Origin of the sequence: Pseudoalteromonas sp. AOP31-A2-14, assembly GCF_052378035.1 — a bacterium.
Lineage (GTDB): Bacteria > Pseudomonadota > Gammaproteobacteria > Enterobacterales > Alteromonadaceae > Pseudoalteromonas.
Window position 1 is genome coordinate 441,351 of record NZ_JBQSXI010000002.1, and the last position, 25,819, is coordinate 467,169.

The following is a 25,819-nucleotide window of genomic DNA, read 5'->3' on the forward strand; positions in this document are numbered from 1 at the left end:
TCCTAGTAAATGAGGTTACCGATAGGATTGAGCAATTTACTTAGCCCTTTATTAAAGTGTAGTGCACTACTGACCACGGTAAAGCATAAGCAACCATTTTTTGTTTGTGGTGAATGTTGATGAGTACCATCAAGCATCATAAAGTCACCAGGGACGTAGTGACCGAACTGGTCGCTAAACTCACCATCGAGTAATAAGGTGACTTCGAAACCCGTGTGGGTGTGCTCAGGAATTTCGCCATCGCTATCAATGTGCAACATACTAGCTCTTAATGGGCCATCATCAAGGTCAATACGAGAACGAGACAATTTTCCGATTTGTAAAAATTTACTATGTCCTAAACGAGTCAGAGCACGGGGTAAAGTGTAATTTTTTTGTTGAACTTGCACTGTCACTGGTGGCTGCTGATAAACTTCATCAATACTTTCATCTTCAGTAATAGCGCTGAGCATCGCAAAATCAATAAGGTCATTGCTTTTAGCTCCAAGGTCGCCTTGATTGAAGCTTGCACTTGAGCTCTGAATCGAGTTTTCACCTGTAAGTTCATCAATTTCAGTAAAAGCTTTATATGCATTTAGTGCCTCGATCTCAGCTACTTTATTCTGACAAACTGGACACATATCAACATGTATAGCTACAGCGAGACTCAACGTTACTGGTAATTCTCCAGCACTGTATTTTACTAATAACTCGTTGTTTGGATGGTGCTTAATCATGGCTATCCCCCATTTCATTGCGTAACTTCTGCAAGGCAAGGCGAAGACGAGACTTCACTGTGCCTACGGGAATATCAAGCTGTTCTGCAAGTTGTTCTTGCGACATATCTTGAAAATAAACGCCTCGCACCACATCACGCTGTGCTTGTGGTAACTTATCTAGATAGCGTTTAATTTGTTTATCTTCTAAATGATCAGAAAACTGATGATGCTCTGCTGCGGCTTCGTCTACTAACGGCCAAATGTCTTCGCTCAAATTGTCTTCTTTGTTGCTCTTCATCTTTCTAAGCATATCAAAAGACGCATTACGCATTACCGTATATGTCCATGTCGTTGCTGCACCTTTCTCATAATTGTATAAGTGTGCCTTACGCCATACTGAGGTGAGCGTTTCTTGCACAAGTTCCATAGCTTGTGTTTCGTTATTAAATTGTTTAATTCCGAAACGTTTAATTCTCGGTGAGAAATATTCGAATAAAAACGCAAATGCACGTTTATCACGGCTATTCGCAACGGCAAATAATGCCTCAGCAAGCTCTTTGCTCGGCGTTTCTGGCATGGCAGTGTAATTACCTTTGTTAGGTTTACAACCCGAATGAAGTTGTTGACTTACCATCATAATTTATCCTTTTTCCATCATTGTATTACATACGTTGTACTAAACAGAAAAGATCAAACTTAATTAGTAAGTTCGTTATTAACTAAAGTATGGAGGAAGTTCAGTAAGTTTTCAAAGTTTGATTTAAATGCAAGTTGCTGTTTTTTCTCAATAGAAATAGGTAAAATCTCAAGCCAACGAGCTGCAACCCAAGCTATATTGTCAAACTGAGTCTCTTTATAAAGCTCAGTAAGTTCAAGATTACTGGAAAACATATCACTGAGTTTAGTGCTTAATAATTTATCAGCATCACTAATAGGGGTTTTAGTGTACCAATCTGGCAGTAACACATACTCAACACGCCCTTGCCTCAGCTCACTTTCGTCTTGGTATACATCGCTGATTGCCACGCTAGACTCTGCATTTATATCAATCAATAGTTGGCCATTTTTATCCAGATCAAAATCTATAATATTGACCAAACACCCTGTATTGCTGATGTTTTGAACCGTTTCATGCTGGTATGCACACAATACAAAACCGGTATTTTCACGCAGTGATTGCTTAACCATTGATAAATACCGCTGCTCAAAAATTCTCAGTCGGGTATACCCTCCTGGTAATATAAACACTGGCACTGGAAAAATTGCACGTTTCATAAAGCCTACATCATTAATTGGTGGTGTTCTAAAAAGTATGCTGGCATCAGACGTAGCCATAATTGATGTAAAAGAACACCAAATCAAACACTTTAAAATGATTATCAAGCTTTTTTGAGAAGCAACAAGTCTTTCTAACCGCTCGTCTTAATCGGTGTCTAAGGCGACAGTTATTACCCTCTATACCTATGGTATGCTGTTTGCCAACCTGTTTGTGATCACCTTTAAAGGCGGTTTTAAAGCTATCCCAGTTGTCCATACTGATAGAGCCATAGCTTACTTTAAGTTGCTTTAAACGTGCTCTTAGCTTCTTAGCTGTTTTTAAGTCACGTTTGCCCCAGACATAAGCGACAATCTCATTAGTAGCACGGTCATAAGCGTAGATGAGCCAGACTTTACGCTTCTTGCGATACACGTAAGTCCAGAACTCATCAACCTCTAAGCGTTCATAGTAGCGCTTCTTAGGCGCGATCTTATAAACAGATGAGCCTATGGTGCCCAATACTTTACCGATACTGACTGAGGCTATAATAGCTATGTCTCTAACACCGCAACCTCTCACCGTCATTAGCCGTATGATGTCTTCTATTTTAGAGTGACAGCCCTTATAAGTTAAGGCATGGTCACCAATGAATTGACGTTTGCAGTCCTTGCATTGGTAGTTCTGCTTGCCATAGCTTTTTATGCCGTTTTTCTTTAAACTGGGACTGTGACAGTCGGGGCAGCTGATATCTATTTGTGTCTTCATAACCTCAAATATATCATCTTGCTTTGGCTGTCACCCTCCTTTATTTCTTCAGCATACTTTCTGACACACCACCCATTAATTAACTCTGCAGTAGGTTACGGCAGCAGCAATCAAGTCGATCAACATATAACACAAAGTTCTTTATTACTGCTTTTTTTGGTACTTTATGAAACGGAGTTATTTATCTCAAAAAGTCAGTTACTCGCTATTACTTAAATACTTACTCAAAGTTTGTGCCAAGCAATATTTTGATTTTAAGCCTATGTTCTAATGTGATTAATTTAATCAGTTTAAAATTATATAATTGACCATTTTTTAGTAACAAAAACAGCGTTGATAATTTCAGCGTACACTTGTACACTGAACCATATTAAACGATGAAGTATTTGGAAAACTTAAATGTCAGTCGAGCTTGATTACTCCCGACAAGAAGAGCAACTTAATGTTATTACTCATGGCTTTGGGGTGTTATTTGCATTTTATGTATTATGGGACCTAACCACTAAAGCAAATACTGGTTTCGCACTTGCGAGTGCAGTTATATACGGTTCGAGTATTTTATTGCTATTTAGTGCGTCAACTTTATATCATTCTAGTACGCGTGCGAGTCTTAGGGCAATTTATAAAAAGTGCGATCACTGTGCAATTTATATTTTAATTGCAGGCACTTACACCCCTTATTTAATTATTTCATTGTCTGGCCCTTGGGCTATTGGTGCACTGGTCTTTATTTGGACGCTGGCATTAGGGGGCGTAATGTATAAGTTGTTAGTTAAAAATGGCAATAAAAAAGTATCTTTAGCTACGTATTTATTAATGGGTTGGTTTGCGCTAGCACTGGTATACCCGCTTTATACACACGTAGAGCCCAATGCGTTGTGGTGGTTATTAGCAGGCGGTATTGCATACAGCGTAGGAACGTTTTTTTACAGTGCTAAAACACGCCATTACAGTCATGCGGTATGGCATATATTTGTACTAATGGGTTGTTTTTGCCATTTTATATCCATTCGCCAGTATGTCTTTTAGTTAGAACTTAGTCATTACTGTTTATTGCCAGCGATATTGACGCATATTAATTTTATCTTTTTTAAACAGCACGCCTTCAGCAATCAACTTTTCCCGCTGCTGCTGGTATTTATCACTGTCTATTTCGAACGACAACTTACCTTGGCTATTAACAACTCGATGCCAAGGAATAGTTGAGTCATTCGGCATTATTTTTAATAAACGACCGACAAGCCGAGCATTGCTCGCATAACCCGCTAAGCGTGCAACTTGCCCATAATTTGCCACTTTACCTTTGGGTATATGGGCAATAACAGTGTAAATAGCTTGCTCTTTTGTTACCTGTTGTATGGCATGTTCGCTTAATTTATCAATTGCTTCATGCATTAATATTGCTCACTTTGAATGCTTCACTTAACTGTTTAAACTGCGCCCAAACAGTCCTAGCTACAGGACCATGGTGAACTGAGTGATTACGAAAAACCCGAATTTGCGCGCCAAATTGGTGTTCTCTATCGCTTATTTTAATATGCTGCAATTGACCATTGGCAATCTCTTGTTGGCAGTGGGCCAAGCTTATCATTGCCCAACCCGCACCTGATAACAAAAATGACTTTAAACTCGCAATATCATCTATTTTCATCACCGCTGTGCCTTTTGAATACGACAGCCGATCGCTATCAAAACTTAAGTCACTTTCAAACATCGCCAAACATGGGTAGTTTTGTAGCTCAGCATAACTAACTGTTGCAGGCACAATGTCAGGCGCACTAACCAAACCTATATCAAACTGCCCTATTGGTAAACTTTCAAGATCTCCTGTCGCGTGAAATAAATCAAACCATGGACCAATACCTAAATCAGCTTCGCCTTTATTTACTTGTTCTAAAGATACAAAGCGCTTTCCACTAGTAACGCTAAATTCAGTACTTGGGAATTGTTTAAAAGTGCGACTTATCACCTCATTGTAATCGCTAACATGACAAAGTTGCTCATAACAAATTTTGTACTGTGCTTCATTTCCTAGAGCAAGCTCTTTTGCGAGTAAAGACAGTTCACTATTGGCCGATAAAAGTAATTTAGCCTCACGGTAGAATATTCGCCCTTTTTCTGTGAGTGTTAGCCGATACTGACTGCGATCTAGTAATGCAAAGCCCAATTCAGACTCTAAATTTTTAATAGCAATAGTCAGTGCAGGCTGGCTTTTATGCAGTTTATCTGCAGCAGCACTTAAACTATTATTCTGTACAATTGCATCTAATATAACTAAATGATTCAATTTCATTCATCACCACTATATAAATTTAATTTATTATGTTTTTAAAATTTAATAATTTTTATTTTATATCTTAGCAGCGTAAGCTGCATCTAATTAATTGCTTCATTGCCGCGGAGAAGACCATGAAACAAGTGCAAGTATTACTACTTTCAGCACTAATGCTAACTTTACTAGCTTGTAAAGAACAGCCATCAAAAGAAGCAGAACAACAAGATGTACGCCCTGTAAAGCTATTTGAAATTGGCAGTGATTCTGATGTAAGCATTCGGAGTTTCCCTGCAGAGGTGGTTGCTAACCAAGGCTCATATATTGCATTTAGAGTTAGCGGTGAGTTAATTAAATTTCCAGCGTTAGCCGGTCAACATGTTGAAAAAAACCAATTGCTTGCCAAATTAGACCCTGAAGATTTTCAGTTGCAATATGATGAGCGCAAAGCACGTTTCGAACTGGCTAATTCACAGCTTAAGCGTATACAAAAGTTATACAATAAATCAATTACAAGTCAATCAGAACTCGACCAAGCATTGGCTAATAAGCAAGTAGCAGAGTCAGCTTTAAAAATTGCAAAAACTAATTTAAATAACAGTGAACTACGCGCACCATTTTCAGGTACAGTAGCAAAAGTATTTGTTAAAAACTTTGAAAGTGTTCAAGCTAAACAAGATATATTACGCCTTGAAACCCGAGATTTAATGGATGTCGTCATCCAAGTACCTGAAAAACTCATTGCCCGTATTGATAAAGACGTAAACTATCAACCAACTGTGGTATTTGATGGCTTTCCTCAAAAAAGCTACACATTGAATATTAAAGAGTTTGACACTCAAGCAGACCCTATTACGCTCTCTTATAAGGTTGTTTTTTCACTGCCTGTGCCTGAAGATTTTAACCTACTCGCTGGTATGACCGGTCGCGTTGATATTGATTTAAGTAAAATTACTCACTCACAATCAAATTATGCATTACTGCCCGTTGAAGCGGTATTCTCAGTACCGACAGAACCAACCGATAACAACAGCTATGTATGGTTATACGATACCGGCACTGGAAAAGTGACCAAACAAGCAGTCGAAGTAGGTCAACTACACCGTAATGGCATTGAAGTTATTACGGGGATCAAAAAAGGCCAAACCGTCGTTGCAGCCGGTGTGCACTCCCTAAAAGAAGGCATGGAAGTTCGCCCTTGGCAAAAAGAGCGAGGCTTATAATATGACCATTGCTGAACTGGCTATAAAAAGAAAGGTCATCAGTTGGATGGCCGCACTGCTTCTATTAATTGGCGGTGTGGTTTCTTACTTAGGTTTAGGACAACTCGAAGATCCTGAATTTACACTAAAAAAAGCTATGGTGATCACCCTGTATCCAGGCGCATCACCTCAGCAAGTGGAAGAAGAAGTCACCTTCCCCATCGAAAATGCCATACAGCAGCTGCCGTATGTTGATTATGTTACTAGCATTTCCTCGCCCGGTAAGTCACAAATTACCGTCGAGATGAAAAGCAATTACCGCAAACAAGACTTACGCCAAATTTGGGATGAGTTACGCCGAAAAATTAATGATGAGGCCTCATCATTACCCAGCGGTGTTTACCCAAGTCAAGTTATGGATGATTTTGGTGATGTATACGGCGTTACATATGCGGTAACTGGCGATGGCTATTCGTATGATCAGTTAAAAGATTACGTTGATTTTTTAAAACGTGAACTAGTATTAGTTGATGGCGTGAGTAAAGTCGTTATAGCCGGCGAACAACAAGCACAAGTTATGGTTGAAATATCCACCCGAAAACTTGCCCAGTTAGGGATTGCACCTAACCATATTTATCAATTACTGCAATCTCAAAATACCGTATCAAATGCCGGGAAAGTGCGTGTAGGTGATGAGTCTATTCGTCTGCACCCAACCGGTGAATTTAACGATGTAAAAGAACTCGAAAATTTACTTATTTCCAAGTCCGGCGCTAATGAACTGATTTATTTAGGTGATGTAGCAACGGTTTATCGCGAATACGCAGAAGTACCCAGTAATGTCATACGTTTTAACCAACAACAAGCGCTACTTGTCGGCATATCATTTAGTAGCGGTGTTAATGTTGTTGATGTCGGTAAAAACATAGAAGCACACCTAGCTTCTATGGAGTATCAGCGTCCGCATGGCATGAAAATAAACACCGTTTATAATCAGCCTAATGAAGTTGAAAAGTCCGTGAGTGGATTTATTGTTAGCTTACTTGAAGCGGTGGCCATTGTAATAATCGTGCTATTAGTATTTATGGGCTTTAAAAGTGGAGTATTAATTGGTGCCATTTTGTTACTGACCGTATTAGGTACGTTTATATTTATGAAGCTGTTTGCCATTGATTTACAGCGAATTTCCTTAGGGGCGCTAATCATTGCTTTAGGTATGTTAGTTGATAACGCCATTGTGGTCACCGAAGGCATTTTAATAAATTTAAAGCGTGGTCAAAGCAAAATTAAAGCCGCCGTTAACATTGTAGAACAAACTAAGTGGCCGCTATTAGGGGCAACAGTTATTGCTATTACTGCTTTTGCGCCTATTGGTTTAAGCTCTGATGCCAGTGGCGAGTTTGCTGGCAGCTTATTTTGGGTACTGTTTATATCGTTATTATTAAGCTGGATTATAGCAATAACACTGACCCCATTTTTTGCTGACTTGATGTTTAAACAATCTGAGCTGAATGAACAAGGCCGCGATGACGACCCATACCAAGGTGCTATTTTTAACATTTATAAAAGCTTACTAGCTAGTGCGCTGCGTTTTCGTAAAACTACATTAGTGCTAATGGTCGTATTGCTGGCAAGCTCTGTATTTGGCTTTAAATTCATCAAACAATCATTTTTTCCTGCGTCCAACACCCCGATGTTCTATGTGGATTATTGGCACGTACAAGGCGCTGATATTCATACCACGCTAGATGGTGTTGCTAAACTTGAAACATTTTTGCAAAAAGATCCACTAGTAAAAGAAATAACCTCAACCGTTGGCCAAGGCGCTCCCCGTTTTATGTTGACATATGCCCCCGAAAAATCATATCCGGCGTATGGGCAGTTAATCATACGAGTAAAAGATCGCAACGCTGTAACTTCTATGATAGCCAAAGTACGTGAGTATGAGAACAGCCATGTACTTGATGCAAAACTGAAAATAAAGCGTATGGAAATTGGCCCCTCAACGGATGCTAAAATTGAAGCTCGTTTTTCAGGCGCAGATCCTATTGTTCTTCGCCAACTTGCAAAACAAGCCAAAGATATTCTCAGTAAAGATTCTGGTGCATTTAATGTACGTGATGATTGGCGTGTGCGCTCTAAACTTATTCGCCCACAATTTAATGAACAAAAAGCACGACGTTTAGGGATTAGTAAAACGGATCTTGATCAGTTATTACTAACTAGTTTATCAGGAAAAAAAGTGGGTACTTATAAAGATGGCACCCAGCTTTTACCTATTATAGCCCGCTCTCCTGCTGAGGAGCGTCTTAATGCAGAAAGCCTACGCGACCTACAAATTTACAGCCCAGTACTCGATCTATTTGTGCCAATAACTCAAGTAGTAGATGATTTTGTAGTAGAGTGGGAAGATAGCCTAATAATGCGCCGTGACCGCAAACGCACCATTACCGTTATGGCTGATCATGATGTTATAGGTGATGAAACCCCAGCAAAACTATTTGCCCGCATTCGTGATGATATTGAAGCAATCAAACTTCCCCATGGTTACGAGCTACAATGGGGCGGCGAATTTGAATCATCACATAAAGCACAAAAAGCTATTTTTGGCTCATTACCTCTTGGCTATTTAGCTATGTTCATAATTACCGTATTACTGTTTAACTCCGTAAAACAACCCTTAGTCATTTGGGCAACTGTACCGCTTGCGATCATCGGCGTTACGGCAGGATTATTATTAATGAATGCCGCATTTAGCTTTATGGCACTGCTAGGGTTATTAAGCTTAAGTGGTATGCTGATTAAAAATGGTATTGTATTAGTTGACCAAATAAACATTGAACTAAAAAGTGGTAAAGAGCCGTTTAATGCCGTACTTGACTCTGGTATAAGCCGTGTACGCCCAGTGGGTATGGCGGCAATCACCACTATTTTAGGCATGATCCCACTACTATTTGATGTGTTCTTTCAATCAATGGCGGTGACTATTATGTTTGGTTTAGGCTTCGCCACGGTACTTACATTAATTGTCGTACCCGTGCTTTACACCGTACTGTTTAAGATTGACGTGCAAAAAAAGCAAAGTAATTAAAGTTATATATTATCAAGGAGCTCAATGAGTGCTCCTTGATTAAATATTATGCTACCTGGTTTTTCATTAGGGAGACCAAATTCGGTTTAAAATTGCTTGGATTTAGAGTAATCGTTTTAAGTAACTAAATCCCCTGCTGTATAATTTACTTTAATACAGCTAAACACTTACCGGGTATCAGCTTACTGTTTTATATTTTAAACGCTTAATAACTTTGTTAAGGGTTAATAATGATCTATTTATAATTAGCTGGTAAATTTACGATAACTAGCACGATCCCTTATAAAGAATACTGCTGAAGCTGCATATAAAAACAAGCTGAAAATCACTTTTTTAAGCTCAATGTACCTGTGCGTTTGGTACTACGACGACGGCTACTATTTGGGTCCTCTTTTTTTGCCTCAAAACGCCCCTTTTTAACATGCTGTTGAAAGTCACGCTTTTTACCTTTTGTCGGTTGTTTTACCGGGTTATTTAATAGCTGCTTGCTCTCATCAACTGAGTGTTCTTCTGTTTTACCTGAATCAGTAATTGAATCATTTATCACAGCCATTTCTTGAGCAGTTAAGTGACGCCATTGCCCCACTTTTAAACCTTTAAGCGTAACGTTCATAATGCGTGTACGTTTAAGAGTGACGACTTCATAACCTAGGTATTCGCACATTCTGCGAATTTGACGATTTAACCCTTGAGTCAGCACAATGGTGAATTGCTGAGGAGCCGTTTGAGTCACTTTACACTTTTTAGTAACCGTGTCTAAAATCGGCAAACCACCCGCCATTTTATTAACAAACTGGCGATTAAGAGGCTTATCAACGGTCACTACATATTCTTTTTCGTGGTTATTTCCAGCTCGCAATATTTTATTAACAATATCACCTTCATTGGTTAAAAATATTAGCCCTTCAGAAGGACGGTCTAAGCGACCAATGGGGAAAATACGATCTGGGTAGTTGACTGCTTTAACAATATTACTTTGGATTTTTCGTTCTGTCGTACACGTTATACCAATTGGCTTGTTATATGCGATATAAGCGCGTTTAGGCACCGCTTTTAGTGGCCGACCATCAATTAACACATGGTCAGAATCAGTTACTTTCACACCCATTTCAGGGCGAATGCCATTAACCGTTACACGACCATTTTCAATATATTTATCCGCTTCGCGTCTAGAACAAAAACCAGTATCGCTAATAAATTTATTTAATCGCTTTAAGTCTGTCATGGCTAGTTTCAACATTAATTCTAAAAGGCGTTAGTTTAAACTACTGAGATTTATAATGCGCCCTCAATTAAAAATTTTTATGACAATTTAGAACTATTCACGCCAATAAGTATTAACAAAAAAATGTGAAGGGATGAAATTAAGCTCGTACTAATTTACGCCAACACCATTCAAGTGGGCCTTGGTTAAAGTAGCGCAAATAAATATGGCAACCAATCAGTTGCACTATCACGCCGATAGTAGCCACTAAAAAGTAATCTACACGATTAAAAGTAATGATCCACTCAGAAAATAGCCATTTGAACAACAAAAGCATAATCAACGTTTGTAAAATATAACAACTAAAAGCAAGACGACCAACGCGTTGTAATGACACTAAAACTGCTTGGCGGTTTACGCATATTCGCACTAATATATGAATGTATAAAATCGCTACACAAGCCGCAGCAAAAAAATTCACCGGTTCTCGCAAGGAAAATGCCCACTGATTATTTAAGCCCGAAATGATAAGTCTAAACGTTGTAAAGCTCGCAGCTACAAGGCTTACCCAAAGTAAATACGGTTGGCTTAAGCCCCGCTCAAACACCTTACGTTTATAAAGCACCATGCCAATCAGCATCAACCCTGCCGTTTGCCAAAGAATAATGATGGGTAATGCAAACAACATAATTAAAAAGTTAATCGTATTGTTAAAAAAGTGGCCATTTAAATTGTTAAAACTTTCATTATATATACTTAAAAAAGCTTCTGAATCTCGATAAAAAAGCTCATTTTCTGGTCCCATCATGGCTATAAACGTAACTAACGCCGATATACTTAAAAAAGCTTTAATGCGTTCAATTAATGTTTGGTCATCTACTTCTAAATACCGCAGGCAAAACCAGCCACTGACTGCATACATAAATAAAATATCGCCAGCCCACAATAAAAAGCCGTGCAAAAGCCCAAAAATTCCTAGCCAAAAAAGTCGACTTTTTTGCAGCGTAAAAGATTGGTACTTTTGGAAAGAAATATAAAGCCCGGCACCAAACAATAAGCAAAATAAGCTGCGAAATCGGCCATCCATAAAAGTTAGACTTATCCAATGTAACCATTTATCTGAAGTAGGTGGGGTAGCCAAGCCAACATAACCCAACTCAAAAACACCAAAATGCAGGATATTCATATACATTAAACCAAGCACTGCTATGCCTCGAATAACATCCATATTATAATTACGCATTACTTAGTTAAATCAATTAATAAACATGGCACCAGTTTAACGCACTTTTATAAACAGAAGAAAGTGAATCGCTAGGGAGTTCATAAATAAAACCACTTGCTCTAGTACCCATCAGTTTTATTATTCATAGGCTTTAGCTGTATTTATTTGCACTTCCTATCGTTTCATTACAGCTAGGTTTGTCCGAAAAAACTATCTTATTGGAGTGCTTTTTACTTCTTGCATTATCTTATTTGATGAATCTTACTAATGACATTTTGCCTCACTTCACAACTATATGTATACGAGCTTCTGAGTTCATTTGATGTCGATATTGAGGTACCTAACCTAAATGATATATTCCCCTAAAATCGAGTTGTAATTCCCTGAAAAGTAAATCTAAGTGGAGTAATAAGTCTATACGGCCCTTATTTATACTCAAGCCCAAGTGATTCCATTACATACTTAAGATACTTGTTAAAAAAATGTTTTGTTTGCTGTACTTACACACTATATACTATTGAAATTTGCCATGCCTAGTGAAAATTATAAACGGCAACTAACTGGTTTATTACATGAAAACACTTTTCCGATCATTGAGTATCATTTTGATAGGCATTATCATTTTTTGCTACGGCCTTAATGTTTTATTAACCAAACAAATTAATACGGTTGATTCAAAACAGCCTTCCATTGAACTAATAGAATTTCCTGTTGAAGGCACTGTATTACGATCCCCGCCTTGGTATAACCCTATTTTAAGTGGCCACTTTCTGATAGAAAAAAAGACTGGCGCCTACTTAGCAGTTAGATCTACAGAAGACAATTATATAGCTGCAAAAGCATCTACTTTGGTCAAACTAACCTTGTTCTCACCCGCAAATATGATTTTACTCATTTTAGTTGGTTTACTATGTACTTGGTTGGTCTCTGTTAAGCGTAAAACACACCAAAATTATCGTGCTATCAATAGCCTTTCAACGGATATAGAGTCCTTATTAAGTAAACTCAATATCACCCTGCCCAAGTTAGCTAATACTGATAGTATTACTAATTTAAATCATATGGTTAATGAGTTAAATAAACACATAGTTAATTACACTCGCAAAGCGCAAACCAGCATTAGCCAAGATAAACTAACACGATTAATTGACCGCCATGCTTATATTGAACATCTCGAGCGACAGCTAGCCAATGCTGAGTTAGAAAAGAAACATTGTGCTTTACTGTTTATTGATTTAGACGGCTTTAAACAAGTTAACGATTCATTCGGGCACAGCTTCGGTGATGAAGTATTAATTCAAGTAGCGGAGCGTTTAGCAGGGGTTTTACGTCACCACAAACTCAGTGATATTAATCCAAATATCTTACTTGAGCAAAATCTAGCGCGCCTTGGTGGTGACGAGTTTTCTTTATTTATTGAAACTATCGATAACCCTAATAAAACCCTTGATATTGCCCAGAATGTGTTAAGTGAAATAGAACGCGACTTTATTCTTGGTAATAAACTAATTAAAATTAGCGCCAGTGTCGGTATTGCGACATACCCTGATAGTGCAGCTACTCCGCAAGCACTGCTGCAAATGGCTGATGTGGCAATGTACCGCGCTAAAACCGATGGTCGGGGGATATTCAAAGTTTATTCACCCGAGATGGGTAATCAAATGCGTCGCTATCATTACTTACTTGAAGAGCTTAGACTTGCTACTGCATGCCAAAGTCTCCACCTATCATTTCAACCTATTGTTCACGTTGAAGACTGCGCTATCGACTATTTTGAAGCACTAGCACGTTGGGAGCACCCTATTGAAGGGTTAATATCACCGGATGAATTTATCCCTATCGCTGAAGAATCCAATTTAATTTTGGAACTAGGTGATTGGATAATGCTTGAGTCATGCCGCCAAATGTCGGCATGGCATAATGCAGGTATGCGTAAGGTTAGAATATCCGTTAACGTCTCCGGTATTCAACTAAAACACCGCCCTATTTTCCAGTGGATTATGAGTAAACTAAAAAAAACCGGCTTACCTGCACATTCTTTGATGCTGGAAATTACCGAGTCGACTTTAATAACCGCAAGCGACAATATTATTGATGAGCTAGAAAAGCTCAGAGCTGAAGGTGTTACTATCGCAATTGATGACTTTGGCACAGGCTTTAGTTCTCTTAGCACTTTGGCTGACTTACCTATTGATGTAATAAAAGTTGATCGCTTGTTTATAAAACAAGCTAACGAAAATCCAAAGTATCATAAAATACTCAACTCAATAAGTGAGCTTGGGAATCAGTTAGGCTTAAAAATTGTTGCTGAAGGTGTTGAGGAGCTCGCACAGTTTGAATTAGTAAAAAAAATGGGGATTACTAGCGTACAAGGCTACTTAGTCAGCCGCCCTGAATCTTCTGTAAATGTTGGTTGTAAGGTACTACAAGGAAATGTAAATAACATCGCAGCAACGGGCACTGGAATCTGGCAGTTTGATAGAAAACACCACCCTGAGTATAGCAATAGCGAGGAATTTAAGTAATAATAACAACATATTAAATTTATATTGCAGATTCATGCTAAAAAAAAGTGCATATACCTTTATTGTTTTACTGATCATTACTTGCTCAATTACTGTTGACAAATCAATTTATACTCTTTACAGTAAAAAACAACTGTCGGTTGCCCCCAAACTAAAAGAAATCTCAGGCATTGAACTTGATAAGTTTAACCATCTTTGGGCTATTAATGATGGTGGCAATGATCCAAAACTATATCGTTTGGACGATAAAGGTCAAATATCAAAAGAAATTTTAGTTTCTAATGCTAAGAATATTGATTGGGAAGACATGACCCAAAACGATTTTGGCCATTTCTTTTTAGGGGATTTTGGTAATAATAAACAAGAACGTAAATGGTTAACTATTTATAAAATAGAAAATCCTATTGATATAAAAAGTAATACGACTGAAGCGGAAATCATCAAATTTACTTATCCTGAGCTTGATGGCAGCCCTGTTGAGCCTGACAAGCGCAACTTTGATTTAGAGGCTTTCGTAGCCTTTGGTCGCAATCTATATTTATTTACTAAGAACCGCACTAAGCCATTCAATGGTATCACTAATGTTTACAAAGTAGGTGACCATGCAGCAAACTTTGACGCTGAACTAGTTGATTCATTTAAAACTTGCACCACACTAGAAAAACTCTGTTGGATCACCTCAGCAGCGCTCAGTCCCGATCGAAAAAAACTAGTACTACTTGATTCAACTAGCATTTGGCTATTTGAAAACTTCAAAGGTGATGCGTTTTTCTCAGCCGATGTGTCACACATAGATTTAGGTATTGTTACTCAAAAAGAAGCTATTACGTTTTATGATGACAACACAATTATCTTTACTGATGAAGAGTTTAAAGGTATTGGCGGCAACGCCTATGTTATAAAACTCGATGAAGTTGAAAAAACCATCATCCGAAAAGTACCACATAGTTAACATAAAACTAATAGGTACACTTAAACATTGGATGAAACTAATTAATTATCTTTAAAGTGATATATGGTACTAAGTTAAAAACAAATACAAAAATTTTATAGTTGGCCAGATAATTAAAATAAGCTTTTCTTACATCTGAGTCTGTAATACCAAACATATTGCGGTGCAATTTACTTATACTTTTATTTAGTACTATAAGTAAGCTCCCAGCTAGCCCCAAAAAAACAATATTTATTACTGACATCCAGCCAAAAAAAGAGGTTAAAACTGATAAATCGAGCATAAAGCGCTCCTTAAGTTATTCTCTCACCCAACTCCATGCATTCTCTAGCTCATTTAACTTAAAATGCTTCTCCGAAATACCCACTAACTTCCCAAAAGGACTATCGAGTGTGACAAGCAAATCAAGTACTTTACTTTGCGATACAATTGCTAACTTATTCATATTTTTTAAGTGTTTAAATGTCCATTTTAAATCATCATAAGCGACATCCAAACCCATATTTAATTTACCATCTAGTACAACTAAAATATTTATGGTCCCATGCTCTGCGATTAGCTCGTCAAAATATTTAACCCACTGTGCCTCTTCAGCTGCTGAAATACTACCCGACACTTCAACACCAATAACAGCACCATCACTTTGCGGTAATTTTTCAATCATAAATTGTTCCTAATTAATTATTTCAACTTTTGTAATACAATCCATTAAACGTAATGAAAAGGCAACCTTAATAAACTAGTAAAAATAAGGAGAAGCTGTCAACAAAGCTCTTTTAACGTTTAAATTTGGTCTCTAAAATCACAGAGGAAGTAGTACGCTCTACCCCATCTAAGTTACCTATATCATCTAATAAATGGCTCAACTGCTCTAGATTTTGTGCCTGCACTACGGCAATTAAATCAAACTCACCACTGATTGCATAAAGCTGAGAAATAGCATCAATTTGTTTGAGTTCTACATTGGTTTTAGTGGTCAACTTTTGTTCAACCTTAATTGATACATGCGCCGACACCATCGCGCTTAAATAGGCATCACCATAATCAACACTATAGCCTTTAATAACCCCTGATTCCTCAAGCTTAAGCATTCTGCTTTGTACCGTTGAACGTGATAAGTTAAGCGCTCTTGCTAAGTCAGAAACACTGGCTCGCGCATTTGTACGCAGTATAGAAAGTAGTTTTTCGTCTTGTTCAGTTATCATTTTGCTAATCCACCTAGTCAATATGACTTTTATTCTAGTCATTTTTCACAAAATAGCACTACAAATTTACACTCATAACTCTGATAATGGGGGTAATTAATAATAATAATTTTCAAATCAGTAAATTGCATCTCTCAATAAGCAATATTTTGCAATTTTATTATTTTCATATTCATTAAATTTAGGTGTTAACAATGCAAGTAACAAGAGAATTATTCAACGACGTAATGGTACCAAACTATAATCCTTCTGAAGTGATCCCAGTTCGAGGTCAAGGCTCACGCGTATGGGATCAAAATGATAAAGAGTTCATCGACTTTGCAGGTGGTATTGCGGTTAACTGTTTAGGCCATTGCCACCCGGCACTGGTTGGTGCATTGAAAGAGCAAGGTGAAAAAATTTGGCACCTATCAAATGTAATGACTAATGAGCCAGCACTACGTTTAGCTAAAAAAATGACTGATGCCACATTCGCTAACAAAGTATACTTTGCAAACTCAGGGGCTGAAGCAAACGAAGCAGCATTAAAATTAGCTCGTCGTTTTGCTATTGATAACCATAGCGAAGATAAAAGCCAAATTATTGCCTTTAATAAAGGTTTTCATGGCCGTACCTTTTTTACTGTAACGGTTGGTGGTCAAGCAGCTTACTCAGACGGTTTTGGCCCTAAGCCACAAGCTATCGACCATTGTGATTATAATGATCTTGCGGCATTTGAAGCGCTTATCAGCGATAAAACTTGTGCCGTAATGATGGAACCACTCCAAGGTGAAGGCGGTATTATTTCACCACAAAGTGATTTTATTAAAGGTGTACGCGATCTTTGCGATAAACATAACGCGCTCCTCATTTTTGATGAAGTACAAACCGGTGTAGGTCGTACAGGTTCACTTTACGCGTATGAAGAATTAGGCGTAACACCTGATATTTTAACAACCGCAAAAGCGCTTGGCGGCGGATTTCCTATTGGCGCAATGATCACCACTACAGAGATAGCCTCACATCTAAAAATAGGCACACATGGTTCTACATATGGCGGCAACCCGCTAGCATGTGCTGTAGCAGAAGCGGCGTTTGATACCGTTAATACTCCAGAGGTACTTGCGGGCGTTAAAGAGCGTGAACAACTATTTCGCGATAGTTTTGCTGCAATTAATGAAAAATACAACGTATTTAGTGAAATCCGTGGTAAAGGCCTATTACTAGGTGCTGTACTAAACGACAAATACAATGGTCGTGCACGAGATTTCTTAGTTGCAGGCATTAAGCATGGTTTAATGAGTTTAGTTGCCGGCACAAATGTAATTCGCTTCACTCCTTCATTAGTTATTCCACATGGTGATATTACAGAAGGACTAGCGCGCTTTGAAAAGGCAGTCGCTGATGTCGTTAATGGTTAAACCCTTTATGGCGTGCGACCAGTACGCCAGTGGAGTAAATAATTAAATGCAAGTATTACGTCCTATTACCGCGAATGACTTTGCTTCACTTAAGCAAATAGCCATCGAATCAGGTCATGGTTTTACCTCGTTACCTGTGAATGATGCTTTATTGCTTCAGAAAATTGAGCGTGCAGAAAGAAGCTTCGCAAAAGACATTAATCAGCCACAAGATGAAACCTATTTATTTGTTTTAGAAGATAGTAAAACCGGAAAAATAGTCGGTACAACTGCCATTGAGGCAGCCGTAGGTATGAACGTGCCTTTATACCATTATCATTTAGGTAAAACAGTACATCATTCACCGACTTTGAATGTCTATAACACCGTTGATATCCTCAGCATGTGTAATGACTACACTGGTTGCTCGGAAATTTGCACACTCTTTTTACGCGAAGAAAGCCGCAAAGGACTAGCTGGTCGTTTTTTATCACGCTCACGTTTTTTATTTATGGCGCAGCACAGCGAGCGATTTGCCGATACGATTATTGCTGAAATGCGTGGTGTGAGTGACGACAATGGCCATTCACCTTTTTGGCAATGGCTTGAAGAACACTTTTTTAGTATTGAATTCCCACAAGCAGATCACTTAGTTGGCTTGGGCGATAAAGTATTTATCAGCGAACTGATGCCTAAATACCCCATTTATGCCAACTTGCTAAGTAAAAAAGCTCAAGCGGTAATTGGTAAGGTACATGATAAAACCAAGCCAGCTCTTAAACTACTTGAAAAAGAAGGCTTTGAGCATCGCGGTTATGTGGATTTATTTGACGCAGGCCCTACCGTTGAAGCAAAACTGGGAAATATTCGCAGCGTTCGCGAATCGCTAGTATGTCCAATCACCATCGGTGAACTTGATCATATCAACCAGCAAAGTTCAGACACCTTGGCTATTTGTAATCAAGGCGTAAATGACTTTAGAGCCACCTTTACTAAGCATGCACACTACAACCATGCTAAACATACGTTGATAATCAGTAAAGATGTAGCCGATGCACTTAAATTAAAACAAGGGGATGCAGCGCGGTTCTTCCGTCTGTAACCACCACGTTAGGAATTTATAATGACAGTAGAAAATCAAGGTAAACAGTTAATCAATAATCTTTGGCAAGCAGGTCTTGGCCATGATTTTAGCTCACTTAACCCAAGTAATAACGAAATTGTATGGCAAGGTAAGACTGCGAGCCCAGAACAAGTTGGTACAGCTATAGAGTCAGCTCGACAAGCACAAACTGCATGGGCAGAATCGCCAATTGAAGAGCGTATTGCGGTGCTTGAAAATTTTGTTAGTCAGTTAAAAGAAAATAGCGAAGAATTTGCCAGCATTATCGCTAGTGAAACGGGTAAGCCAATTTGGGAAACCCGCACCGAAGTCGGTGCTATGACAGGTAAAGTAGCTATTTCGATTAAAGCACATAATGAGCGCACAGGCATCACCGAAAATCCTATGCCTGGTGCTAAAGCGTTTATTCGCCATAAACCCCATGGTGTAGTTGCTATTTTTGGTCCTTATAACTTTCCGGGTCACTTACCAAACGGTCATATTGTGCCAGCAATTTTAGCGGGAAATACCGTGGTATTTAAACCATCAGAACTCACCCCGCATGTTGCTGAATATACTTTAGCTCTTTGGTTAAAAGCGGGTCTACCTGCCGGTGTTATTAACCTTGTTCAAGGTGAAGTAGAAACGGGGAAAGCGCTTGCTAGCCATCAAGACATTGACGGACTATTTTTTACTGGCAGTTCAAATACAGGGCACTTATTGCATAAACAATTTGCCGGTCACCCAGGTAAAATTTTGGCTCTAGAAATGGGGGGTAATAACCCGTTAGTAATCAAAGGTGTTGCTGATATTAGTGCTGCAGTGCACGATATAATTCAGTCAGGCTTTATTACTTCAGGCCAACGTTGCACCTGTGCACGCCGCGTGTTTATTGAAAAGTCAGAAAATGGCGATGCTATTTTAGAAAAGCTCATTAGTGCGACTAAAAACATTAAAGTAGACGACAGCTTCGCATCAGAGCAACCATTTATGGGCGCAATGATAAGTACTAAAGCGGCACTTGGCATGGTTGCAGCACAGCAGCAGCTGCTTGATCTAGGTGCACAATCGCTGGTCGAACTTAAACACTTAAAAGCAAACACCGGCTTCGTCAGCCCAGGCATCATTGATGTTACCAATGTCACCCATATGCCTGATGAAGAGCACTTTGGCCCATTAATTAAGGTCTATCGTTACACTGACTTTGATAATGCCATTGATGAAGCAAACAACACTTCATTTGGTTTATCTGCAGGTTTGTTAAGTGACAAAAGCGAAGATTATGACCACTTTTTAAAGCGCATTCGTGCCGGTATTGTTAACTGGAACCGCCCTATTACTGGTGCTTCAAGTGCAGCTCCATTTGGCGGTATTGGTGCCAGTGGTAACCATAGAGCCAGCGCCTACTATGCTGCTGATTACTGCGCTTACCCCGTTGCTTCTGTTGAAGCTAACAAAGTTAACTTGCCTGAAAAGCTTGCACCGGGCTTAATTATTGAATAATTAATTGGCTGTGTTAGCAGCCTTATATTAAGGAATTAAACATGCATACCGATATAAACACACTATTTGACAATTTATGGCAAAATTACCTTGAAGTAACGCCTTCGGCTGTAAAGGTTCATGAATTATTAGGCTCGACGCAAAAAGACGGCGTAATAAACGATCACATTGCGCTACGTACTTTTAACCATGAAAAAATTGGTCTTGAAAAACTAGCAGCTCATTTTTTAGCCGTCGGTTATAAAGAGTGTGGTGAATATCATTTTGAAGCAAAAAAACTCTACGCTAAGCATTACGAGCATCCAGATACCACACAACCAAAAGTATTTATCTCAGAGCTACTCGTAGAAAAGTGTTCAACCGAATTACAAAGTATCGTTAATGATATGGTCGCAAGCATTGATGAAGACGCCGTAACTGCTGATAACTTTTTATATTCAGGAACACACTGGCAAGTAAGTTCTGATACGTATAAGAAGCTACTCGCCGAAAGTGAATACGCGGCTTGGATGTCTGCGTGGGGTTATCGTGCAAATCACTTTACTGTAAACATTAATGAGCTTGCTAAATTCGAAAATATCGAAGAGGTGAACCAAGTGCTTAAAGATGCAGGATTTCAATTAAATACATCAGGTGGTGAAGTAAAAGGCTCACCTGAAGTCTTACTTGAGCAATCATCAACCCTTGCTGATGACTTTGCAGTTACATTTAACGATGGCAAAATGACCGTACCAAGCTGCTTTTACGAGTTTGCACTTCGTTACAATAAACCTGATGGTGAAATTTACACAGGTTTTGTGGCCGCATCTGCTGACAAAATTTTTGAAAGTACCAACGCTCGCTAATTTCTGCTACAACAAAACTGAGCATGCAACTTAGGGCTTACTTTGAAAAGTCTTAAGTTGCATTTTAGCTAATAAAACTCACTAGTGCGTATAATCAATCCCTCTAAATACCTTAAGCAATCAAAATAAAATATTTTGCCTTCGATAGGCGTTTTAAGTGTTAACTTATTAACCACCCTGCGCGATTTTGTTTAATCAGTTTTCAAGCACCACCATGATAAAAACGACATTTTAAGTTAAACTGTTCTACACGTTTACACGTAAGGAAAGGTCGAGGATAAATTATGAAAAACGAAATTGATAATAAGCAAATTTTAGCTGTTTATGAACGTGTGATACAACAAGGTGAGCAGACCCCCGAGGGAAAGCATTATCAAGGAGTCACTGCTTACTCAGACGTTGATGGGTACACCGTTTATTTGCAAGGCAGTGGGGTCGTACTGCGTTTTGGCTTTCATAATACTTACCATCTTGATTATGAACATGAAAAGCACAAAGACGACTTTCTAAAAAAACTTAGTAACATCGCAAGCGAAGCCTTATAAACACTATAAGAATAAAGACCAAGCCTAAGTAAAACACTAGAATACTTATAGTAAACAGCTTTTTGTTTCTTTAGAACTTGAAAAAGTGCCCTTAATAAACTAAACATCATTTAGCCAAAACTTAACCTAGTATAGAAAATAACGGCTTTCAAAAGAGAGGGCCGTTTTTTATTGCCCCTACCATATTAAGTTAGTGCTCTATTATTACAACAGGAATATAGCGCACTAATAAGTGCGAAATATGACCTATCGCAATTCTTACAATTGCTATCTTCATTTATACTGTTGACTATAAGTAACTTGTAATTGAGTTATTTAACCCACTGTTTTAATCAAATTACTATTAGACGCTATAAGCGTGTAATAAATTAGTTACATTACTAATTTATTTTAAAGCCCACCCCATGAAATATGCTCTTTATAATGATACTTTATTGTCGGTTTTTAAATTATAGAGAATAGTATGTCAAAATCACAAGGCTCAGCTAATAATAGTGAACAACAAAGTAGTGGTTGGTTTAATCGATTTTTAGCTACAGTTGAGTTTTTAGGGAATATGCTCCCCCATCCGATCACGCTGTTCGCACTATTTTGCATAGCAATCGTTTTATTTAGTGGTTTCGCTGACTGGATGGGTTTGAGTGCTATAGATCCCCGCCCAGAAGGAGCCGCCGGTCGCGACCCTGATGGTGTAATTGAAGTAGTCAGTTTATTAAGCGCTGAAGGCTTACAAAAAATAGTCACAGGCTTAGTTACTAACTTTACAGGATTTGCACCGCTTGGCACTGTGTTAGTTGCATTACTTGGCGTTAGTGTGGCTGAACATTCAGGGCTATTATCAGCAGCCATGCGCGGTATGGTAATGGGGGCATCTAAACGCTTAGTTACTTTTATGGTGGTATTTGCCGCCATTTTATCAAATACAGCATCTGAGCTGGGTTATGTCGTGTTGATCCCTATTAAGCGACAATTACGGTGGCCGGTCTAGCGACAATTATCTTGGCCGGTTGATCTGATAAGGTTCGGTACAGCAGAACGGAGGAGTTCACTGTGCCGGGAACACGAATCACTGATCAGCAGGTCACTATTTATATGAAACATAGAAAACGTAATAGCCAAGTTATCGCGGCTGCGAAAGCAGGTATTTCAGAACGTTCAGCAAGGCGCATTGATAAACTGGATGAGCAGCCATTGTCTAATAAACGCCAATGGCGAACGCGTATAGATCCACTTGAGTCTATCTGGGACAGTATTGTTGTCCCTCTACTTCAAGGTGATGCAACGTTAACTCCGGTGGGAATTTTTGATCACCTTTGCGAGTTTCACACCGACAAATTTAACCCTAGCTCACGGCGTACATTAGAGCGTCGAATTCATAAATGGCGGGCACTGTATGGCTCAAGTAAAGAGGTCGTATTCCTGCAAACACACGAGTATGGCCTATTAGGTATGTGTGATTTTACACATGTGAAGTCACCCGTTACCATTGCTAGTGAACCCTTAAAGCATATGTTGTTTCATTATCGTATGCCCGCCAGTGGCTGGGCTTACGCCCAAGTGATCTACGGCGGTGAAAGCTTTGCTGCTTTTTCTGATGGCGTGCAAAACGCATTTAAAGCAGCCGGCGGTGTGCCTAAAGAAGTGCGTACAGACAGTCTGAGTGCCGCCTATCGTAATCACACTAATGATAACGATTTTACAGAGCGCTTTAATGAATTAGTCACCCATTATGGCTTTAAAGCGACCCGCAATAACCGCGGTATTGCGCATGAAAATGGGGCTATTGAGAGCCCTCATGGGCATCTTAAATCGCAACTGGAGCAAGCATTAAAAATCCGTGGTAGTTATGACTTTCAGACAAGAGAAGTCTATGAATCGTTTGTTGCCGACATTGTAGCTCGCCGTAATCGCCGTGTAAGTGATAAATACGCAGTAGAGCAGCGACAATTACATGCTTTACCACGGACGATGAGCGTCAATTACACCGAGCATTATCTAACGGTGTCACGTACGAGTACTATTTCATTGAAACGTGTTACCTATAGCGTCCCGTCACGCCTTATTGGTAGCCGATTACTGGTTCGTTTATATGACAACCGTTTAGAGCTGCACTATGGCAGCGATTTAGTTCAAACGTTAGCGCGTGTCTATGCTTCTAAAGGATGCCGTGCACGTAATATTAGTTACTTGCATGTTATTGACGCACTGGTTAAAAAACCATTGGCATTTCGCTACTCACAACTACGTGACGACTTACTTCCAAGCGACAATTACAAAGCTATTTGGGAATACGTTAATGCCCACCTTTTAGCGGATGAAGCGAGCTATTACATGGTAAAACTGCTCCATTTAGCAAAACAAAGTGGGTGCGAACGTCAATTAGGACGATTTGTAGCAGCGTCAATTACTCAGCGACAATTACCGGCCATCCGAGAATGTGAAGCGCAATTTTTAGTGATTGCATCAAACATACCCACAATAACAATAAAGCAACACAGCTTGAGCGCTTATAGCAGCATGATACCGGGAGGTCTACATGGATAACTTCACGGCCTCGTTACCTTTAATGCTGAAACAATTAAAGCTTAGCACCATGCTTCAACAGTGGAATACCCTGGGCAAAAAAGCGATAGAAGAACAATGGAGCCCACAGCAATACTTATCTGAGCTGTGCCATATTGAACTTGCGACACGCGATGATAAACGCCTTCAGCGGCTTTTAAAAGATGCAAAATTGCCCGTGGGTAAACACCTTAGCAGCTTCGACTTTACCCTTGTTGATGGGGTTAGTAAGCCCCTTGTTGCTGATTTAATAAATCAGCCGGATTGGTTGAAGCACGGTGGCAATATATTGCTATTTGGCGCCAGTGGTCTTGGTAAAACGCATATCGCCAGTAGTATCGGTTATGGCCTTATCGAGCAGGGCCATAAAGTTAAGTTTGTTGCCGCGTCAGCGATTGTTCAACAACTCCAGCAAGCAAAGCGACATTTACGCTTGCAAGACGAACTTGTAAAGCTCGATAAATACAGCTTATTAATCGTTGATGACGTTGGTTACGTACGAAAAACGGAACAGGAAACGAGCGTGCTGTTTGAATTGATAGCCCATCGCTATGAGCGACACAGCATGATCATCACATCAAACAAATCATTCGAACAATGGGATGAACTATTTGATGATTCAACGATGACTGTAGCGGCAATAGATCGCTTGGTTCATCATGCAACGATTATTCATTGCGAAGGTGAAAGTTACCGACGCAAAACAGCGCTCAATAAGAGCAAATAAAATTCGGTGTCAACCGGCCAAGATAATTGACGCGGAACCGGCCAAGTTAATTGACGCTAGATATGATCCCCCTAGCTGCAATGATATTCCACAGCCTTGGTCGTCACCCACTTGCTGGTTTAGCCGCTGCTTTTGCCGGGGTTTCAGGCGGCTATAGTGCAAACTTACTGTTAGGCACAATTGACCCACTACTTGCTGGTATCACCACACCCGCAGCACAAATGATCGATCCTAACTACCAAGTCGGTGCAGAAGCCAACTGGTATTTTATGATGATATCAGTGTTACTCATTGCAGTACTTGGCACCTTAGTAACAGAAAAAATAGTTGAGCCACGATTAGGAAAATATAACCCTGATGAAGCCAGTAATGATTTACCTAACAACGATATAAGCGGATTAACAAGTAAAGAAAAATCAGGCTTAAAATGGGCAGGTTTATCGTTATTAATCGTTTCATTATTACTGGCGTGGACCATCGTTCCTGATGATGGCATTTTACGTAACCCAGAAACAGGCTTAGTAGCCCACTCCCCTTTTCTTAAAGGAATTGTGGTATTTATATTTGTTACTTTTGGTATTCCTGGTTTTGTTTATGGTCGAGTAGTCGGCACGATGAAAAATGATAAAGATGTAATAAATGCAATGAGTAAAAGTATGAGCTCAATGGGCTTATATATTGTACTGGTATTTTTTGCAGCGCAGTTTGTAGCATTTTTTAAGTGGACCCTAAATTCGGATAATAAGTGCAATTTCTCAG

General features: G+C 39.1%; 23 protein-coding genes and 2 pseudogenes. 14 read left to right on the top strand and 11 right to left on the bottom strand.

Features of this window, described 5'->3' with window-relative positions; all coding sequences use genetic code 11:
* Positions 1 to 2 precede the first annotated feature (2 nt).
* From ACT3S9_RS17810 to ACT3S9_RS17825, 4 genes are all read right to left on the bottom strand, one after another.
* Complete coding sequence (locus ACT3S9_RS17810) at positions 3 to 716, bottom strand: ChrR family anti-sigma-E factor (RefSeq protein ID WP_441993496.1); 714 nt, start codon at positions 714 to 716, stop codon at positions 3 to 5.
* Positions 709 to 1,332: a sigma-70 family RNA polymerase sigma factor gene (locus tag ACT3S9_RS17815; protein WP_441993501.1), complete on the bottom strand. Its 624-nt coding sequence runs from the start codon at positions 1,330 to 1,332 to the stop codon at positions 709 to 711. The genes ACT3S9_RS17810 and ACT3S9_RS17815 overlap by 8 nt, the downstream gene beginning before the upstream one ends.
* A gap of 62 nt (positions 1,333 to 1,394) precedes the next feature.
* Positions 1,395 to 1,973: an LON peptidase substrate-binding domain-containing protein gene (locus ACT3S9_RS17820; protein WP_441994824.1), complete on the bottom strand. Its 579-nt coding sequence runs from the start codon at positions 1,971 to 1,973 to the stop codon at positions 1,395 to 1,397.
* Between the two features lie 46 nt (positions 1,974 to 2,019).
* On the bottom strand, positions 2,020 to 2,721 hold the full coding sequence (locus ACT3S9_RS17825; protein ID WP_443489204.1) for an IS1 family transposase: 702 nt from the start codon (positions 2,719 to 2,721) through the stop codon (positions 2,020 to 2,022).
* A gap of 399 nt (positions 2,722 to 3,120) precedes the next feature.
* Here ACT3S9_RS17825 and trhA point away from each other — a divergent pair, with 399 nt between their 5' ends.
* Entirely contained in the window at positions 3,121 to 3,750 is a 630-nt protein-coding gene (gene trhA / locus ACT3S9_RS17830) for a PAQR family membrane homeostasis protein TrhA (RefSeq protein ID WP_441835522.1), read from the top strand.
* Positions 3,751 to 3,771: 21 nt separating this feature from the next.
* Here the strand turns inward: trhA and ACT3S9_RS17835 are convergent, their stop codons facing one another.
* On the bottom strand, positions 3,772 to 4,116 hold the full coding sequence (locus ACT3S9_RS17835; RefSeq protein ID WP_441835521.1) for an MGMT family protein: 345 nt from the start codon (positions 4,114 to 4,116) through the stop codon (positions 3,772 to 3,774).
* Entirely contained in the window at positions 4,109 to 5,014 is a 906-nt protein-coding gene (locus ACT3S9_RS17840) for a LysR family transcriptional regulator (RefSeq protein WP_441835520.1), read from the bottom strand. The genes ACT3S9_RS17835 and ACT3S9_RS17840 overlap by 8 nt, the downstream gene beginning before the upstream one ends.
* Before the next feature lie 116 nt (positions 5,015 to 5,130).
* Between ACT3S9_RS17840 and ACT3S9_RS17845 the strand changes: the two genes are divergently transcribed.
* Both ACT3S9_RS17845 and ACT3S9_RS17850 read left to right on the top strand, forming a co-directional pair.
* On the top strand, positions 5,131 to 6,216 hold the full coding sequence (locus tag ACT3S9_RS17845) for an efflux RND transporter periplasmic adaptor subunit (RefSeq protein WP_441835519.1): 1,086 nt from the start codon (positions 5,131 to 5,133) through the stop codon (positions 6,214 to 6,216).
* A 1-nt stretch (position 6,217) separates the two neighbouring features.
* Positions 6,218 to 9,286, top strand: coding sequence for an efflux RND transporter permease subunit (locus tag ACT3S9_RS17850; protein WP_441835518.1), 3,069 nt, complete (start codon positions 6,218 to 6,220; stop codon positions 9,284 to 9,286).
* Between the two features lie 325 nt (positions 9,287 to 9,611).
* Here ACT3S9_RS17850 and rluF read toward each other — a convergent pair whose 3' ends face one another.
* Together rluF and ACT3S9_RS17860 are read right to left on the bottom strand one after the other, a co-directional pair.
* Positions 9,612 to 10,511, bottom strand: a complete 900-nt coding sequence (rluF, locus tag ACT3S9_RS17855) for a 23S rRNA pseudouridine(2604) synthase RluF (protein ID WP_441835517.1) — start codon at positions 10,509 to 10,511, stop codon at positions 9,612 to 9,614.
* Positions 10,512 to 10,650: 139 nt separating this feature from the next.
* The gene (locus ACT3S9_RS17860; protein ID WP_441835516.1) at positions 10,651 to 11,733 is read right to left on the bottom strand and encodes a DUF418 domain-containing protein; all 1,083 of its coding nucleotides are present in this window, start codon (positions 11,731 to 11,733) and stop codon (positions 10,651 to 10,653) included.
* Between the two features lie 554 nt (positions 11,734 to 12,287).
* On the opposite strand from ACT3S9_RS17860, the gene ACT3S9_RS17865 reads away from it, so the two are divergent.
* Complete coding sequence (locus ACT3S9_RS17865; protein ID WP_441835515.1) at positions 12,288 to 14,240, top strand: putative bifunctional diguanylate cyclase/phosphodiesterase; 1,953 nt, start codon at positions 12,288 to 12,290, stop codon at positions 14,238 to 14,240.
* 34 nt (positions 14,241 to 14,274) lie between these two features.
* Entirely contained in the window at positions 14,275 to 15,192 is a 918-nt protein-coding gene (locus tag ACT3S9_RS17870; RefSeq protein ID WP_441835514.1) for a hypothetical protein, read from the top strand.
* Positions 15,193 to 15,229: 37 nt separating this feature from the next.
* Here the strand turns inward: ACT3S9_RS17870 and ACT3S9_RS17875 are convergent, their stop codons facing one another.
* The 3 genes from ACT3S9_RS17875 to ACT3S9_RS17885 form a co-directional block, all read right to left on the bottom strand.
* The gene (locus ACT3S9_RS17875) at positions 15,230 to 15,475 is read right to left on the bottom strand and encodes a DUF6868 family protein (RefSeq protein ID WP_441835513.1); all 246 of its coding nucleotides are present in this window, start codon (positions 15,473 to 15,475) and stop codon (positions 15,230 to 15,232) included.
* A 15-nt stretch (positions 15,476 to 15,490) separates the two neighbouring features.
* Positions 15,491 to 15,856, bottom strand: coding sequence for an STAS/SEC14 domain-containing protein (locus ACT3S9_RS17880; RefSeq protein WP_441835512.1), 366 nt, complete (start codon positions 15,854 to 15,856; stop codon positions 15,491 to 15,493).
* A gap of 112 nt (positions 15,857 to 15,968) precedes the next feature.
* Positions 15,969 to 16,397 (bottom strand): Lrp/AsnC family transcriptional regulator, encoded by a 429-nt coding sequence (locus tag ACT3S9_RS17885; protein ID WP_441835511.1) that lies wholly within the window; start codon positions 16,395 to 16,397, stop codon positions 15,969 to 15,971.
* A gap of 194 nt (positions 16,398 to 16,591) precedes the next feature.
* On the opposite strand from ACT3S9_RS17885, the gene ACT3S9_RS17890 reads away from it, so the two are divergent.
* From ACT3S9_RS17890 to ACT3S9_RS17930, 9 genes and pseudogenes are all read left to right on the top strand, one after another.
* The gene (locus ACT3S9_RS17890; protein WP_441835509.1) at positions 16,592 to 17,797 is read left to right on the top strand and encodes an aspartate aminotransferase family protein; all 1,206 of its coding nucleotides are present in this window, start codon (positions 16,592 to 16,594) and stop codon (positions 17,795 to 17,797) included.
* Between the two features lie 46 nt (positions 17,798 to 17,843).
* Positions 17,844 to 18,878: an arginine N-succinyltransferase gene (gene astA, locus ACT3S9_RS17895; RefSeq protein ID WP_441835508.1), complete on the top strand. Its 1,035-nt coding sequence runs from the start codon at positions 17,844 to 17,846 to the stop codon at positions 18,876 to 18,878.
* 21 nt (positions 18,879 to 18,899) lie between these two features.
* On the top strand, positions 18,900 to 20,381 hold the full coding sequence (gene astD / locus ACT3S9_RS17900) for a succinylglutamate-semialdehyde dehydrogenase (RefSeq protein WP_441835507.1): 1,482 nt from the start codon (positions 18,900 to 18,902) through the stop codon (positions 20,379 to 20,381).
* 41 nt (positions 20,382 to 20,422) lie between these two features.
* On the top strand, positions 20,423 to 21,226 hold the full coding sequence (locus ACT3S9_RS17905) for a DUF1338 domain-containing protein (protein ID WP_441835506.1): 804 nt from the start codon (positions 20,423 to 20,425) through the stop codon (positions 21,224 to 21,226).
* Between the two features lie 284 nt (positions 21,227 to 21,510).
* On the top strand, positions 21,511 to 21,771 hold the full coding sequence (locus ACT3S9_RS17910; protein ID WP_441835505.1) for a DUF3081 domain-containing protein: 261 nt from the start codon (positions 21,511 to 21,513) through the stop codon (positions 21,769 to 21,771).
* Between the two features lie 463 nt (positions 21,772 to 22,234).
* A pseudogene (locus tag ACT3S9_RS17915) lies at positions 22,235 to 22,732 on the top strand (AbgT family transporter); the annotation flags it as partial.
* Between the two features lie 89 nt (positions 22,733 to 22,821).
* On the top strand, positions 22,822 to 24,315 hold the full coding sequence (gene istA / locus ACT3S9_RS17920) for an IS21 family transposase (protein WP_443490040.1): 1,494 nt from the start codon (positions 22,822 to 22,824) through the stop codon (positions 24,313 to 24,315).
* Positions 24,308 to 25,060 carry an IS21-like element helper ATPase IstB gene (gene istB / locus ACT3S9_RS17925; RefSeq protein ID WP_208835222.1) on the top strand — a complete coding sequence of 251 codons (753 nt, stop codon included), beginning with the start codon at positions 24,308 to 24,310 and terminating at the stop codon, positions 25,058 to 25,060. Before istA ends, istB begins: the two co-directional genes overlap by 8 nt.
* Positions 25,061 to 25,122: 62 nt before the next feature.
* Positions 25,123 to 25,788, top strand: a pseudogene (locus ACT3S9_RS17930) (AbgT family transporter); the annotation flags it as partial.
* Between the last annotated feature and the right edge of the window lie 31 nt (positions 25,789 to 25,819).